A 16,046-nucleotide genomic window follows, 5' to 3' on the forward strand; every position below is an offset into this window, starting at 1 on the left:
AACGACAAGGCCGTGACTCCAAACGATTCGAACGGGGACGACGTGGCCGTGGGCCCTGGCTCCAGCGTCACGCGAGGGGTGTGGGCTCGGGTGCTGAAGGGCGCGGTGGAGGACGCGGTGCGCGCGTACGAGGCGATGGGGGCGGGGCAGCGCGAGCGGGTCCTGGAAGAGGCGCTGGTGGTGCCCGCCGACACGCGCACCCGGCTGGTGGAGGTGCTGCGGCAGGCGCGCGACTTCGCGGGCGCGGCGCGGCTGTTGGAATCGGATGGAGACGACCGGGGCGCGGCGCCGCTGTACGAACAGGCGGGAGCGCCGCTGCTGGCCGCGGAGGCGTGGCTGAGGGTGGGGGAGCAGGCCCGCGCGGCGGCGGCCTTCGAGCGGGCTGGTTCGCTGGAGCAGGCGCTGTCGCTGTACCAGGCGCTGGGCGCGCGCGAGTCGCTGGCGCACCTGCTGGGTCGCATGCACCGGCCCATGGAGGCGGCGCAGGTGTTCCGGGTGTTGGGCAACTCGCACGCGGAGCTGGAGATGCTGCGCGCGGTGCCCGTGGATGACGGGCAGCGGCCGGAGGCGGTGCTGCGCATGTGTGAGCTGCTGGACGCGGAGGGCGCGACGTGGCGCGCGCTGGTGCTCCTGGCGGACGGCATCAAGCACGCGTCGGGGGCGGGGCTGCTGCTGCTCCAGGCGGAGCAGGCGCGGCTGCTCCAGCAGCTGGGGCTCGCGTCGGCGCCGGAGGGCTCGGTCGCGGCGGAGAAGGCTCAGCCGGTGGTGGATGGCTATGGCTATCTGAAAGCCATTCCCATCTTCGATGGTCTGTCTTTGGAAGACATGCGCGACCTCTACCGCCTGGCCCGGCCCGTGCTGGTGCCGGCGGGGACGACGGTGCTGGAGAAGGGCGCGAAGGGGATGGGGCTGGTGGTGCTGCTGGAGGGCATGGTGAGCGTGTCCACCGGCCCAGGCCGGGACGCGCGCCAGCTCAACATGCTGGGGCCGGGCGCGTTCCTGGGGGAAATCTCCCTCATCCTGGATGGCCCGGTGTCCGCGCACGTGCGCGCGCACACGGTGGTGCGCGCCCTGCGTGTCACTCGGACGGACTTCCAATACTTCCTGGAGACGCACGAGGCCGCGGCCCTGCGCATCTACCGCCTCTTCACCCAGAGCCTGGCGGAGCGGGTGCGGGATTTGAGCAGCTGAGGCACCCCGCGACCCCCCGGGTCCTGAAACCCGGGGGCGCGGTGAGCGCTTCAGCGCGGCAGGGGCATGGCCGCGACCTTCCGCTCTACCAGGGCATGGAGCCGATCGGACCAGTCCGGCATCTCATCCGGTACCCCGACGACGTACATCTCGAAGCGCACCTCCTCCCGGGAACCGGGCCTGAGGGGCATCTCCCCCTGGTGCACGGCGAAGACCTGAAGCTGGTTGTGGGGCGTCGAGGCCGCGTAGGCGAGTCGCTCCCGCGTGCCCCCCGGCCCTTCGTAGAAGAACCGGAAGTTGTCGAGCCTGCCTCCGCCGTAATTGGGCGGCGAGCTGACCGCCAGCGTCCCGTCCTCGCCGATCCGGTACTCCCGTCCGTCCTCCTGGAGGGCGGAGCGGGCGCCGGGGACGTTGAAGAAGATGACCACCGGTCCCCGGTAGCCTTGAGGGATGAGGTGGACCTCCGGGGCTGCCCGGGTGCCGCAGGCCAGCAGGCCCAGCAACGCTGGGAGCAGGCAGAGGTGAAGCCGCTTTCGTGATGGACTCATGGTGTGTTCGCTCCCCCGGACGAGGTCATCTGCTTGTTCCAGTCGTCCACGGACATGAAGGACTCCTGACCGGCCGCCCTTACACCCGTGAATTCACCCTTGCCATTGGTCTGGATCTGCACTGCGAAGCTTCCCATTTCCCTACGCTTGTCTCCGCCCAGGTACTCGTAGGGACCGTTCTCCCCTCCCGGCGTGGCGAACGTGTGGAGCATGACCCGGTTGTTGGCGGAGTCACGGATGAATATCTCCGCGTTCGGGAAGGCGTCACCCACCATGAAGCCGCGAAGCCTCAACAGGTTTCCATCCTTGAACATCTGGATGTAGCTGTGCGTGTCGATGTCCGCCGCGAACTTGTTCAGAGGCAGCGCCGCCGCCATGTCCTGGTTCAGCCGGACGAAGCCATCCTCGGTGGTCACGTCCACGCGCGTCGTGGGGCGCGCGGTGCCCTTCAGGGGCTCCGTCAGCGGATAGCCGGACATCCGCCCGAAGACGCGGGCGGGGAGGCCGGAGCCCTCGGACTCGTCGCTCCAGGCCTCTGCGAAGACCTTGGCGCCCGTCGCGGTGTCGATCGTGACGGCAAGGGACATCTTCGCGGTGACGTCCGGCGAGGGCGTGAAGCCGCGGTCGGCGCCATCCCCCGCGTAGCCACCAGGGAGGTAGGCACCGCCGAACGTGTCGAACGGCGCGAAGGAGCGGGTGACAATCTGCACCTGCCCCGCCGTCAGGGGCCGCTTCAGCTCCGTCGCCAGCGGGTTCTGATGTGACGACCACCCGTCCGGGTCCCAGTAGAAGACGGGGTTCTGCCGGACGTACTGGTAGGGATGCAGGTCCCAGGGCGCGGCGAGGAAGCTCGCCTGGGGCGCCTTCACCGGCGGATCCGGGCTGAGCCACAGGCCCACCTCGGGCGCCATCCAGCGGTCGCCGTGGTCGCTCCAGCCGGTGTCCGGATCCGTGGGCTTGTTCAGCGAGTTGATCGGCTCCGCGCGGAAGTCCGCGCTGCCCACGGACGCGCCCGTCGCCGTCTCGCGGAACGCGTCCACGGGCGTGCCGAAGGGCTCACTGCGCCGCTCCTCGAAGACCGTGCCGTCCTGCCGGGTCATCAGCACGGGCCCGGCGGCCACGCCGCTGTGGAAGTACAGCACGGACTCCACGGCGGCCAGCGCCTCCGGCACGGAGCGCGCCCGCGACAGGTCCAGCGCCGGCTCGCAGGCGGACGTCGTGAGCGCCAGGACCAGGGCCCCGGCGCCCACCTTCACGAGGGGCGCGGGGCCTTCATGGCGTCGCCGCAGGGACGCGAGCGTCACCCCCATCAGCGCCAGCACGCCGCCCAGCGCCACCACCGTCGTCAGGGAGCGCGCGTCGGGCAGGGCTGACAGCGCGCCGCTGAGCGGACCCGCGGGCACGGTGGGCGGAGCGTAGCGCACGCGCGCCATGGTCCGGTCCCCCGCGGTCACCAGCAGCTCCCGCATCCCGTTGCGCTGGAGCACCCGCTGGGAGAAGGCGTACTGCACCTGGCCCGTGGGGTCCTGCGTCCGGATGCGCACGCCGTCGTGGCCGTAGGCGTGCTCCACCACGCCGGGCTGGCTGCCCACGGAGGGCAGCGTCACGCGCACCAGCTGATCCAGCCCGTCGTACTCCATCTGGCGCCCGCCCAGGCGCACCATGCGGCCGGCCCCGTCGTAGTCCAGGGTGGTGCCGTTGGGGCCGGAGCCGATGCTCGTGAGCTGACGAGGCCCGAAGCCCCGCTCGCCGTAGGTATAGCTGCCCTGCAGGAGCGCCAGGGCGTGCGGGCCCGTGGACTGGCGGGACACCATGTTCTGCAGCCCGTCATAGGCATAGCTGAAGTGGAAGGTGTCGGGCCCCGCGGCGAGCGTCCCGTCGGACTGCTTCACGGCGCCCAGCAGCGCGTCCGTGAGCCGCGCGGCCGGGTCGTACGCGAAGGTCGCCGCGTGGTTGAGCCCCACGCCGTCGTCGTCCGTCACCGCCACCGGCGCGCCGTACGCGTTGCGCGTCAACGTCACGTCGTACAGCGCGCCGCCCGCGGACTTGAGCGTCTGGATGCGCGACACGAGCCCCACGGCGTCCCGCGCGTAGACCTGGCGCACGCCATTGCCATAGCGCTCCTCCAGGACCAGCCCCGACGCGTCCAGCGTCAGCGCTTCCCAGTACGTCCCGGCGCGCACCAGCCTGCCCGCGGCGTCGTAGCCGAAGGGCACCTCCAGCCCGTCCGTGGTCTGCGTCAGGGGCAGCCCGGAAGCGCTGTAGGTGACGGACTCCTCCGATTGGAGCGCGTCCACCGTGCGGCGCTGGAGCGACCTGCGCCCGTAGGCGTCGTAGCCGAAGTGCACCTGGCCCCGGGGCTCCTCCACCCAGGCGAGCCGCGCGGCGGTGTGGCCGGAGGACGTGCCGTCCGCGCCCTCGTCGTAGTGGTAGAGGAGGGTCGTGGCGTCCTCGCCCACGGTGCGGATGAGGCGGTTGGCGTCGTCATACGCGAACGTGCGGCCCTGGTTCGCTCCATTGGTCTGGAGGACCAGCCGGTCGCGGTCGTCGTACTCCAGCGTGCGCGCACCGACGTCCGGGTCCTGCGCGGCCACCATGCGGCCCAGGGTGTCGTAGGTGAAGGCGTGGGTGACGACGCCGTCCTGGAGGCTCAGGGAGAGGATGTGGCCGGCGGCGTCGTAGTGGGCGTCCACCGACTCCAGCGCCGTGCCCACCTGCCGCTCGGTGCGGATGATGCGGCCCTGCCCGTCCACCCGGCTCAGCACCGGGGCCATCGCGGTGTCCGTGCGGGTGGACTCGAAGGCCTTGTAGCCGTGCGTGCGCAGCCCGCCGTTGGGCAGCCACTGGCTCACCAGCCGGTTCTGGGCGTCATAGGCCAGCGTCTGGCCCACCACGCCCGCCGGGCGGGCCGTGGGCAGGGCGCCCTGGGCGTAGAACGGCTCCGAGCGGAAGATGGTCCGGCCCCGGGTGTCCCGGTCGCGCCAGCCGGACACCGCCCAGCGCGCGGCCTCCAGGCGGGTGGCCGTGTAGAGCGACTGGCCCGAGCCGTCGGACACGGAGACGCTCTCGCGCCACGCGCCGTTCGCGCTCCAGCCGCCTGTCCAACTGCCCGCGAGCGCGGAGGGGTCTCCGTCGAAGACGTAGGTGAAGGTCCTGGGGCGCGGCGCCGTCCAGTCGTAGGCATAGCGCAGGTGGGGCGGCGCGCCGTCCACGGAGATCGCGTCCGGACGGCCCAGGCTGTCGTAGCTCATCTGCGTCACCACGCCGTCCGGGCTGGTGACCCTCTGGGGCGCGCCCAGCACGTCGTCCCACGCGCTGGTCCACGTCAGCGTCCGGCCCGCTTGCGGCTCCATGGACTCCGTGAGGGGCCGCAGGTGGTGGGCGTCGTAGGTGAAGGCGCGCCACAGGCCGTTGCCGTACCGGCGCGTGGGGTTGTCCCAGGCGTCGTACTCCGTGGCGGACTGGAGCACCCAGCGCGGCTGCTCGCCGGCGAGCAGGCCGTGGGTCTCCCGCATCAGCCGGCCCGCGCGGCACTGCGTGGGGTCCGTCCAGGAGAAGACCTGGGCCGCGTCGCCGTAGAACATGCGCGCGCTCGAGCGGACCGTCCCGTCCGCCTCCATCAGCGTCTCCTCGCACACCACGTCCTGCACCATCAGCGCGTCGTCGCTGGCATAGCCGCGCTGCACGGTGCGCTCGTCGCCAGTGAGGTCCAGCCGGCCGAAGGACTTCTCCTCGATGGGCCGCACGCGCGCGTCGTAGGCATACGTCGTCAGCGTCTCCAGCGGCGTGGTCAGTCCTTCATGGTGCTTCGTGCGCGCCTCCAGCAGCGCGGGCTTGCGCAGCAGCGGCACGTCCGGCAGGCCCTGCACGGGGCGCGATTCGTAGACGGACGTGGCCACGGCGTAGAGCGTGTGCAGCCCGTCCTCGCGGCGGACCTCCAACGCCAGGCCCCGCAGCGAGCGGTCCATGCCCGTGCCCTCGTGGTAGCGCGTCTCTTCGTACAGCGTGTCCGCCGGGCCGCTGCCCACGGTGCGCACGCCGCCCACGAGGAAGCCGCCGAAGCGGCGCTCCGTGGCGTCCCAGAAGCCGTCGCGCACGGTGTACTCCACCACGCGCGCGGGCCCGCCGACGCCGGGGTTCACGGTCATGCGCACCGGCACCGGGATGGAGGTGGGAAAGCGCCGCGTCCACGCCTGGGGCGTGCCGTCCGCCTCCGCCGCCAGCGCCGCGCTGGCCTGGTACTGGAGGGCCACCGTCTTGCCCAGCCCGTTGTCGATGCCCAACAGCATGCCCGCCGTCGTCGGGCCCGCCAGGTCGAGCGCCCACATCCCGTCCGGGCCGCTCCACACCACGTCCTCGCTGCCGTTGCCGTTGAGGTCCGCCAGCGCCACCACCGTGGAGGCGCCGTCCACGCCCGGGGGCACCAGCTGCGTGGGCGCCGTCTCCGTGCCTCCGCCCGCCTTGCCCCGGTACCAGCTCACGTACCCGTTGCGCACGTACACCAGGTCCATCAGGCCGTCGCGGTTGAGGTCCGCCAGCTTCACGTTGGCCTGCGTGGTGCCCTCACCCCAGGGGTAGTTCTGGAGCGGCCCCGCGACGAAGGTGCCGTCGCCCTTGCCCAGGTACACCTTGAACCAGTTGGTGCTGAGCTGGACGACGTCCGCCAGCCCGTCGCCGTTCACGTCGTGGAAGCGCGTGTTCGCGCCAGGGAGCAGCGACACGCCGTCCACGGGAGGCTTCTGCACGGAGGCCGCGAGGCCCGTGGCGCGGTTCCAGCGGACGGACATCGACTCGCTGCCCGTGCGCACCACGTCCACGCGGCCGTCGCCGTTGAGGTCCGCGAAGAAGGTGGTGTCGTTGTAGAGCGGCATCCCGTCCGTGCCGGTCCACTTCGTGGCGGTGGTGCCCAGGGACTCGCCCTGCAGCCGGTTGATTTGCCACGCCTCGGAGAAGTTGCGCACCAGCTCCGGCCGGGCGTCACCGTCCACGTCGAGGAAGCGCGAGCTGGAGAGCTGCGCGCCCGAGGCCCCGCTCAGCACCCGCGTGGCGGCGAAGCCGGTGCCCGTGCCCTTGCGCCACTGGTGGCCGGAGCTCGTCAGGCGCACCAGGTCCGTCAGGCCGTCACCGTCCACGTCCATCAGGGCGGTGCCCGTGTTGGACAGGAGCCAGCCGCCCGCGGGCTCTACCTGTGCAGTGGCCGCCGCTTGCGGCGTCGCGTAGGTGAGCGTCAGCGTGGGCAGCGCCCCCACGCGCCCGCGGCCCAGCTGAGTCACTGTCTTGAGCCGGCTGAGCGCCAGGGTGTCCTCGTAGCCCAGCACGTACGCGCGCAGCAGCTCCCCGAAGGAGTGCACCCGCACCTCCGTCAGCCGCTGTGCCGTCTCCACCTTGAAACCCGTGCGGTAGCTCACCGTGGGGTCGGGCCGCGCCCCGTAGACGAACTCCGCGCGGAAGGCCGCGTTGGGCCCCCAGCGCACGTCCGCCAGGTATTGCTGGCCGTTGTGCTGCGTGTAGCTGAAGGCGGTGGTCTGCCCATTGGGGTGCAGCACCTCCTCCACGTGCCAGGCCGCCACCCGCGCGCCGTCCGCCTGCCGGCCCGCGGCGCTGACGCCCATGCGGTAGCGCACGCCGCCGTTCTCGGTGATGACGTAGCCCGTGCCGTCGCGCTCCACCTTCACGGAGTGGCCCTGGCCCTCCACGCGCCAGGTGCCGTCCGGCAGCGCCACCAGTCGTCCGCCGCCCACGCCCACGAGCTCCAGCTCATCCGCGCTCGTGTAGGCCGGCACGCCCAGCCGCACCGAGCGGCGCAACACCACCTGCGGCATCGTCCAGCCCACGCCCAGCGGACCGTTGCCCAGGTCACCGGAGTAGGTGAGCGACAGCTTCGGGCCGAAGCCCGCGATGCCCGCCGGCAGGTCCAGCGGCACTCCGTAGCCCACCTGGCCGCTGAAGACATTCACGCTGGCGGAGTCCGCCAGGCCTCGCACGCTGCCCGGTCCATCCGGCAGCCTCACGGTCTGCGCATTCACGGAGCCCGGCGCGGGCTCCCCCGCGGCTTGCGCCTGCGTGCCCAGGAGCGCGCAGACCACCGCCATCCATCTGGTTCGGAGAAACACCTGACCCTCGAATTCGTGGCAAGAAAGAGTGGAATGACAATCGAGCGCGCGCACCTCGACCCGGAGCGGGTCGTTCGGCGCGCGCTCAGGAAGGGACAGGACCCGGAGGCGCTTCCCGGGTCCTGTCATCGGCCTTGGCGATGAGGCCTTGGGGCTATTCGTAGACGTGGCTGGTCGCGGCGGAGACCTGCTCGAAGCGCAGGTACACGTCCGTGACGCCATCCATGGGGAAGCCCGTGGACACGCCTCCCGCGGTCATCAGGTCCACCCAGGGGAAGATGACCTCGTATTCACCGTAGAGCCCCCGGCCCTTCCACTCCGTGGACGGAGCGCCGGAGGGGTTCTGCTGGAACCCGAGCACTGTCTGGCCGGTGTTGGCGCTCACGCTCGCCAGGGTGAAGGTGGTCTCCTCGCCCGGCTTCGCGGTGCCCGTGTAGCCGCCGCTGCGCAGCGAGGGGCGCAGGGCGCGGGTCTGGAAGCCCTTGTGGTCCGGGTCGCAGCTGTGGCTGCTGAAGGTGTTGCGCTTGCGCAGCACCAGCGGCGCGAGGCCGTGGCCGTTCAGCCACGTCTCCACCCGGTCATCGCCCACCAGGTGCGCGTGCACCGTCCACACCTTCTCGCCGCAGCGGATGGAGTTGGGACCCAGGCTGTCCTGGAGGTAGAAGCGAAGGCCCTGGCCCAGGTAGCGGCCGTTGTCGTCGTACACCGCGTTCTCCGGCGACAGCAGCCGGCGGGTGAAGCGCTCCTGCTTCGTCAGGCTGCGCTCGCCCGGCGTGGCGGCGACGAGGTCCTCCAGCTTCAACACGTTGCCGCGCAGCTGCACGACGAAGGCCTGGCCCTCCACGTCCCGGCCATGCACGGTCTTGTCCAGGGCCGCGTACGCGTTCGCGTTGAGCGCGCTCTGCAACTGCAGCGGCCCCTTCGCCGCCAGCACCGCGCTGGTGGCCGGCAGGCTCTGCTGCTTCTCGTACTCCAGCGCGCGAGCGAAGAGGTACGACAGCCGCTTCGCCGTGGCGAAGGACTCCCGGGCCCGCGTCAGCCGCTCGTGCAGCCAGAAGTCGTGCGAGAAGAGCGGCACCTGGCGGGCCTCCTCCTGCGCCACTACCTGCTTGCCCTCCAGCAGGAGCTGGCGCACGCGGCCCTCCATGTTCTCCAGCTGGAGCAGCGCGGTGTCCACGTCGGTGCCCACGCGGTCGATCTGCAGCGCCGCGGTGCTGATGCCCACCATGTACGTGCGGGCCTCCGCGTAGCACTGGTTCACGTTCGTCTGGAGGGACAGCGCCTCCACCGCCAGCCGGTGCTGCATGTCGAGCTGCTGGATGCGCGCGTTCAGGACGATGGACTCGTCCTTGTAGCGGTTCTCCACGCCGGAGCTGAACAGCTTCACCGCGCCCCAGACGATGCCCACGTAGGTGCCGGACGCGAAGGCGCCGATGATGGACTCACCCTTGTTGTTGACGTCGCTGATGTTGTTCACCTTGCGGTCGACGCGGACCTTCTCCTCCAGCAGGCCGGTCATCTCCGCCTCGTAGCTGGCGCTGAGGGCGATCTGCTTCTGGGTGTCCGTCTCCAGCGTGAGGCAGCGCTCCTGGGCGATGCGCAGCCGCTCCTGGGCGTCCGTCCACTGCGCCTGCGCCACCTGGAGGCCCTGGTTCGCGCCGACGATGGACAGCATCGCGGTGCCCATGTCCCCCCGGTAGCAGCTGCTCTCCAGCTTCAGCCCCAGGCTGGAGGGCGTGGGCAGCTGGCTGCCCTGGGTGCCCAGCTCCTGGAGGCACGCGGCCCGGGCCGCGGCGAACTCGCCGGAGGCGATCTCATTCGTGGGCAGGGGCTGGCCGTACAGCCGGGACACCGGCAGCGCAGTGCTCCCCCACGTCACGGTGCCCGAGCCGGGCATCACGTCGACGGCGGTGTAGTGCTCCACCAGCGCGCGCACCGCCGCGTCCGTGTAGACGGAGGTGGAGGGCACCAGGCGCTTCCAGGTGCACAGCGCGAAGCGGGCGTGCTCGGTCCGCACCGCAGCGTACACCTGCGCGGGGGGCGTCTGGCACTCCGGCTTGACGAAGCACGCCTCCGGGCGCAGCGGCTGGGCGGTCTTCGACGGGTCGAAGAGGTCCAGCGCGTCCGCCGCGTTGACGTTGGTCAGCCCGCACATCTGGACGATGGGCGCGCCGTACTGCCGCTTGAGCTCCAGCAGCCGCTGCTGCTTCGCGGCGTCCTGGTAGGCCTCCTGGACCTCGCCGTTGCGCAGGGACACCCAGGAGCTCTCCGCGGCCTGCTTGTCGCCGACGGCGGTGTTCACGGCGGCCGTGGCGTTGGCGTGGAGGTACGAGGAGCTTCCGAAGTAGCGCTCGATGGGGCCCGTCAGCGTGGCGCCGAAGAGCAGGGGCACCTCGTCGTCGGGCATGCCGTAGGGGTGGCAGTCGTTGATGGCGCGCAGCTTCTCGTAGGACTGGCGGCGCACGGCCTCCAGCTCCGCCTGCGCGTCTCGCCAGCGCTTGTCCCAGGGCAGCTCCGTCAGCCCCTGCGCGGTGGCGCACGAGTCCTTCTCGCGGGCGTAGGCGGAGCGGGCCAGCGTCTCCATCATCACCGCGTAGCGCATGGTGCGGCCGAAGCGGGTGATGGCCTGGTCGCGCGGGGTGCCGGACGCCACGGGGGCGCAGGTGGCCAGCGTGGTGCGCTCCACGTCCTCCAGGTGCGTGTTGAGCAGACGCAGGTTCGCCGTCAGGCCCTCCAGGATGGACGCAGGCAGGCCCACCGGCTGGTCGTGGTGCGGCTGCGAGCCGGGCATGGGCGCCAGGTCCGCGGACGGCGTGTCATAGAGCGTGCGCCGGTCCACGGCCTCGGAGAGGTGGCCGGTGTCGGCGACGAAGTCCCACACCGCCAGCCGGGTCCCGGACGGACCGGACACAGCCTGGGTGTACGGCGGACGCAGCATGGTGTGCTCGTACGCGAGCGTGCTCTGCGCCGGCACGAGGTACGTCTTGGCCGGGGAGAACAGGCTCATAGTGGCACCCTGGTCCAGGACCGCGAACGCCACGCCCTGGGTGCCGGCGGGGAAGGGCAGCGTCCAGGTGAAGAAGCGGGTTCCGCCGGGCGTGCCGCGGCGTGCCGCCTGGACGGTGACCTCCAGACCGCCGGTCTTCTGGAGGCACGACACCTGGAGGGAACGGGGCCCCGTGGGGGACTCGTCCAGCAGGAACGACGCGGACGCCAGGTTCACGGACGAGGTGCTGGTGCAGCGCGCCGCCAGGTCCGGGGTGTGGAAGAAGAAGGTGGAGCGGCTGCGCTGCCAGCGGGCGCCGGTGCCCCGGTCCTGCACGGACTGGTTGGTGGCCCAGGTCCACGACGCCAGGGGCGCGGGGGGCAGGCGGTAGTCGGGGTTGAGCACGCTGCAGGTGCGCGCCGCGTCGTTGCCGGGCAGCAGGTTGGCGTAGGTGCCGTCCAGGAGCAGGTCCCAGCCCTTCTCGAAGCGGTCCAGCACGGCGGGCGTGGACTCCCAGTCGGAGGGGGCGGGCTCGTTGAGGAAGTCCGACAGCTCCCGCTGCTGCACGAGCTGCTGGGCGAGGTAGCCGTGGGTGGCGATCCACTGCTGGAGCAGGCGCCCCGCAAGCCGCTGGTCGCGGCTGTTGCCGTCGCGCGCGCTCAGGTTCAGCGCACCGTAGAAGCGCGCCAGGTTGAAGCAGCGGCCCGGTGTGGTGCGGCTCGCCGTGGACACGGTGGCGCGCTGGGTCTTGATGGCGTAGCGCGCGCCGTAGCGCTGGGCGAACCAGTCGGAGGTGCCCAGGCCCGGGCCGTTGACCGCGGGCCGCTTCAGGTCCTCCAGGCACTCGGTGAGCATCTCCAGGTCGGTCAGCCGGTCCAGGTTCTTCAGGCCGTTGACGTCCGGGTAGCGGTCCCACGTGTTGCCCAGCTCGGCGACGTAGGGCATGCCGCCGTTCTGGCAGCGCAGGTCCCCGGAGCGCGCCAGCACGAAGGGCAGGCCCGCGTCCGCCGTGGCGAAGGCCGGGAAGCCGGCGACCTCCAGCGTCGCGCCGCTGGTGGCCTGGTTGCAGAGCAGGCCCCGGGCGAGCTGCGACGAGGACAGCGGCGTGCCGTTCGCCGCCGAGGCGGTCATGAAGTCGGTGAGCCGGGACTGGGCTTCGGAGTCCCAGCTCGCGCGCTCCTCGCTGACGACGGTGTTGAGCGGGCCTCCGCCGGAGGCGACGGGGGCGCCGCTCCAGGTGCGCACGCCGGGGACGCAGACGCCCAGGTCGGGCTCGCAGACGGAGCCCGTCGCGCAGGGCGTCGCCGGGCAGGCGGTCAGCGGCAGGTCATCCACCCCCGCGTCGGTGTCCACGCGCAGGCGCGACAGCCGGTACGTCGCCTGGACGCCCCAGGCGCTGCTGATGGGCCGGGGCAGCCGCACCGTGAAGGTGCCCACCAGCGTGCTGTTGCTGGCGCCGGTGCCGTCGTAGGTGCCCTCCACGTCCACCGTCACGGCGTCCGCCGCGCTGGAGCCGTTGCCAGCGGGCAGCCACTCCTCGCCGTGGTGTGACTGCGAGGTGGACAGGCGCAGCTTGCCGGACGGCGAGAGGGTGCGCGACTCGTCGAACAGCATGAGGTACGCGCCGTTGGCGAAGGCGCGCACCGGCAGGACGAGCGGCTCCGTGCCCGCGTCGCTGGACGGGTCGAGCGTCAGCGTCACGTTGCCGAAGAAGGGCCGCACGCCGCCCACGCCCGGGGCCGCGTCCGCGCGGTCGAGGTCCACGCGGGTGCGCTGGGGCGTGGCGCCCTGCGCTTCCAGGGTGACGTACCAGCGGCGCTCGGTGCTGTCCTGCCGCGGGCGCACGTCCATGCGCACCGTGGCGCGCTGGCCGGTGCCGAAGGCGCTGAACGCCCAGGTGTTCACGAGGCAGTCGCTGGCGAACACGGTCGCGGGGGCCTCCCCCACGTCGCAGGCCACCTCCATGCCGGGGCCGGCGACCAGGCGCACCGGCGTGGAGGTCACCCGCGCCGCCTCCGTCGGGTTCAGCGCCGCGAGCCCCACTACCAGGCGCCGGGCGGCGAAGGGCTGGCCCGCCGCGGGCGTGGTGACGGAGAGGGCGGCCGGCGCGACGTCCACGCGGGGCAGCGTGCCGGACAGGACGAGCGGGTTGCCGCCGCCCTCGGTCACGCACTGACCGGAGCAATCACACACCTTGCCGGTGCCGCAGGCGGTGCCCGCAGGACCGCTCTCCAGACACGTCCAGTCGCACTGGTGCGTGCTCTCGTTGCAGAACGCGCCCTGCGGACACTGTTCGTCGAAGGTGCAGTCCCGGGCGCCCAGGGGCGTCTTCAGGGACTGGAGCAGCGAGTTGTCGCGGTCGTAGCAGGACTCCTCCAGGGCCTGCCGTTGGATGACCGCGAACTCCTCGACGGGTTGGGGTGATGAGGGAACTTCGGGTGAGCCGCAGGCGGTCGCGAGGACGAGTCCCAGCGAGCCGACGGCGAGATGTCTTGAAAAGGGACGCACTCCAGTGGACTCCAGGAAATGGGTGGACCCGGGGCCATCCCCTCCCCGGCCGGAAGGGGTGGTCCAAGGTTGGGTGATGGGTGGTGGGGAATCGCGACGGGGCCTGGTGGGCCCGCGCCGTTCCCCCGCCAACGGGGTGGCGGGGAAGTTCAGAAGGACGGACGAGGCATCAAGACCGCGGGCTTCAGGGGACGTACAGCTCCGTGGTGGAGACGGGGCCGTCGAAGTCCGAGCCGCCCATGACGAGCACCTGGCCGTCCTGGAGGAGCACGCCCTCCGCCGCGTAGCGCAGGGTGCCCAGGGGCGTGGTGCGCGTCCAGCGCCCCAGCGCCGACTCGTAGACCTCCACCGAGTCGAGGTATGCGTCCACGCCGTAGCCCGTGTTGACGCCGTATCCGCCCGCGACCATCACGTCGCCGTTCGCCAGCTTGATGGCGGCGTGGTCCGTCCGCCAGGAGTTGAGGGTGGGGGCCGCGCTCCAGGTGTTGGTGGCCGGGTCGTACAGCTCCGCGGTGTTGAGCGGGTACTCGGCCGTGCCGCCCGCGATGAGCACCTTGCCGTTGGGCAGCACGGTGGCGCTGGCGCCCTCCCGGGCCTGGGCGAGGGTCCCCGCGGAGGACCAGGCGCCGGTCGCGGGGTCGAACAGCTCCGCGGTGCCGAGGGTCACGTTGCCGTCGTAGCCGCCTACGACGAGCACCTTGCCGTTGGGCAGCAGCGCGGGGGTGGTGTGGATGCGCGCGGAGGCCATGCTGCCCGCCGACGTCCAGGTGCCCGGGGTGGGGTCGTAGAGCTCCGCGGAGGCGGTGTAGCCCAGGCCCGTGTCCCCGCCCGCGACGAGCACCTTGCCGTTGGCGAGCTTCACGGAGACAGGCTGCAGCCGGGGCTGGTTCATGCCGCCGGTGGTGGTCCAGGTGGCGGTCGTGGGGTTGAACAGCTCCGAGGAGGAGCGGTAGGCGTCGTCCCCGTAGCCGCCCGTCACCAGCACCTTGCCGCTGGTGAGCAGGGTGGCCGCGTGGAACTGGCGGGCCATCGCCATGGCGCCGGTGGCGCTCCAGGCACCGGTGGTGGGGTCGCGCAGGTCGGCGGAGGCGACCTCGGTGGTGCCGTTGAAGCCGCCCGTGGTGAGGACCTTGCCGTTGGTCAGCAGCGTGCCGGTGAGCCCGAAGCGCGCGGTGGCCATGTTGCCCGCGGGCTTCCAGTAGGGGAGGACCACGCGCTCGGCCTGGGCGATGTAGACCGTCTGCGAGGTGGCCGAGTCATAGCGCTGCCCTCCCGCGATGAGGACGCGCCCCGAGGCCAGCGTGGTCGTGGTCGACCCAAGGCGAAGATTCGCCAGGGTGCCCACCGTGCTCCAGGCGCCGGTCGCAGGGTCGTAAAGCTCCACGGTCCCTGCGTTGGCCGCCCAGGTCTTGCCCGCGATCACCACCTTCCCCGAGGGCAGGGCATCCATCACATTGCCCGAGTGGCCCTCGGCCATGCTGCCCGTGTTTGACCAGGTGCCCGTCGCGGGGTCGTAGAGCTCCGCGGTCACGGTCGGCGGGCTCATGTCGATAAACCCACTGGCGGAATAGCCACCCGCCACCAGGACCTTGCCCGAGGGGAGCAACGTGGCGCTGTGCTCGGTTCGCCCTGGAGTGAGAAAGATCGGGTCACTTGCCATGAGGCCCGTGAGGGTCCATGTCCCCGTCGCTGGATCGTAGAGTTCCGCAGTCGAGAGAGACCGGAGGGTAGGCCAGACAGTGCTGAAGCCCATGCCGCCTACGGCAAGGATCTTGCCATTCTTCAGCAAGGTCAAAGAGTGATTGCTGCGGCCGTCCTTCATGTCGCCCGTCGTGGACCAGGTGCCTGTCGATGGGTCATAGAGCGCGGAGAAGGCCGTGTGGATTTGGCCCTCGGTCGAGCCTCCCGTGACAAGCACCTTGCCGTTGCCCAGCAGGACTGCTCGATGGCTCTCCCTACGGAGCCCTGGGAGGTTTGCCGTGGCGGTCCACGTCCCCGTGGTGGGATCGTAGAGTTCCGCGGTCGCGGCGGTCCCGCTGTTGCCTCCCACGACCAGAACCTTGCCATTGCCAAGCCGGGTGGCCGTGTGCCGCCAACGTGTCGCGGCCATTGAGCCCGATGGAGTCCAGTTCCCCGTCGCCGGGTCGTACAATTCAGACACCTGGAGCAATTGAGGCGTCTGTCCTGTGACGTACTTGTACCCACCTGCGACGAGCACCTTGCCGTTCAGGAGCAGGGTCGCTGTGTGGAACTCGCGGGGGGTGATCATCGAGCCCGTGGTCTCCATTCCGGAGACGATGTCATCGCTGCGTGCGGCGAGGTGCGGAGCCGTGCTTCCGGCCGCGGTGGGATCGCATCCCGAGGACAAGAGCATCAGGCCCGAGAGCAGCCAGGGCAGGGGGAACTTCAAGGACATGGATTCTCCGACTGGGTTCAGGTGAACAGGGAATGACTGGGTTTACACAGTCGGTTGCAAAGGGATTGCCAGGGGGCCTCATCCCGCGCTGTGACAGGGATTCCCTGGCGTCCTCTTCACGCAAACGTCCCAGGGCGGAGACGGGACGTCCGGGACCGCGGACGGACGCCGACCGCGTCGCCAATCGGCGCCACAGTGAAAGCGCTCAACCTTTGGGCTGCCGGTATCCGACCTGTCCCTGCATCTGGCAGGCCCAGGTCGGTTCGCACTCTCCGGTTCTTCAC

5 protein-coding genes are annotated in these 16,046 nt (G+C 71.2%); 1 reads left to right on the forward strand and 4 read right to left on the reverse strand.

What is annotated here, in order from left to right; genetic code table 11:
* Positions 1 to 12: 12 nt before the first annotated feature.
* Positions 13 to 1,191 carry a cyclic nucleotide-binding domain-containing protein gene (locus tag GTZ93_RS01200; protein WP_257979107.1) on the forward strand — a complete coding sequence of 393 codons (1,179 nt, stop codon included), beginning with the start codon at positions 13 to 15 and terminating at the stop codon, positions 1,189 to 1,191.
* Between the two features lie 50 nt (positions 1,192 to 1,241).
* Here the strand turns inward: GTZ93_RS01200 and GTZ93_RS01205 are convergent, their stop codons facing one another.
* From GTZ93_RS01205 to GTZ93_RS01220, 4 genes are all read right to left on the reverse strand, one after another.
* Positions 1,242 to 1,739 carry a DUF6843 domain-containing protein gene (locus GTZ93_RS01205; RefSeq protein WP_139917439.1) on the reverse strand — a complete coding sequence of 166 codons (498 nt, stop codon included), beginning with the start codon at positions 1,737 to 1,739 and terminating at the stop codon, positions 1,242 to 1,244.
* Complete coding sequence (locus GTZ93_RS01210; RefSeq protein ID WP_161662610.1) at positions 1,736 to 7,831, reverse strand: FG-GAP-like repeat-containing protein; 6,096 nt, start codon at positions 7,829 to 7,831, stop codon at positions 1,736 to 1,738. Before GTZ93_RS01210 ends, GTZ93_RS01205 begins: the two co-directional genes overlap by 4 nt.
* Before the next feature lie 175 nt (positions 7,832 to 8,006).
* Positions 8,007 to 13,346: a hypothetical protein gene (locus GTZ93_RS01215; RefSeq protein WP_139917442.1), complete on the reverse strand. Its 5,340-nt coding sequence runs from the start codon at positions 13,344 to 13,346 to the stop codon at positions 8,007 to 8,009.
* 184 nt (positions 13,347 to 13,530) lie between these two features.
* Complete coding sequence (locus GTZ93_RS01220) at positions 13,531 to 15,762, reverse strand: Kelch repeat-containing protein (protein ID WP_139917444.1); 2,232 nt, start codon at positions 15,760 to 15,762, stop codon at positions 13,531 to 13,533.
* Positions 15,763 to 16,046: the final 284 nt, after the last annotated feature.

This window comes from Corallococcus exiguus, from assembly GCF_009909105.1.
Classification (GTDB): domain Bacteria; phylum Myxococcota; class Myxococcia; order Myxococcales; family Myxococcaceae; genus Corallococcus; species Corallococcus exiguus.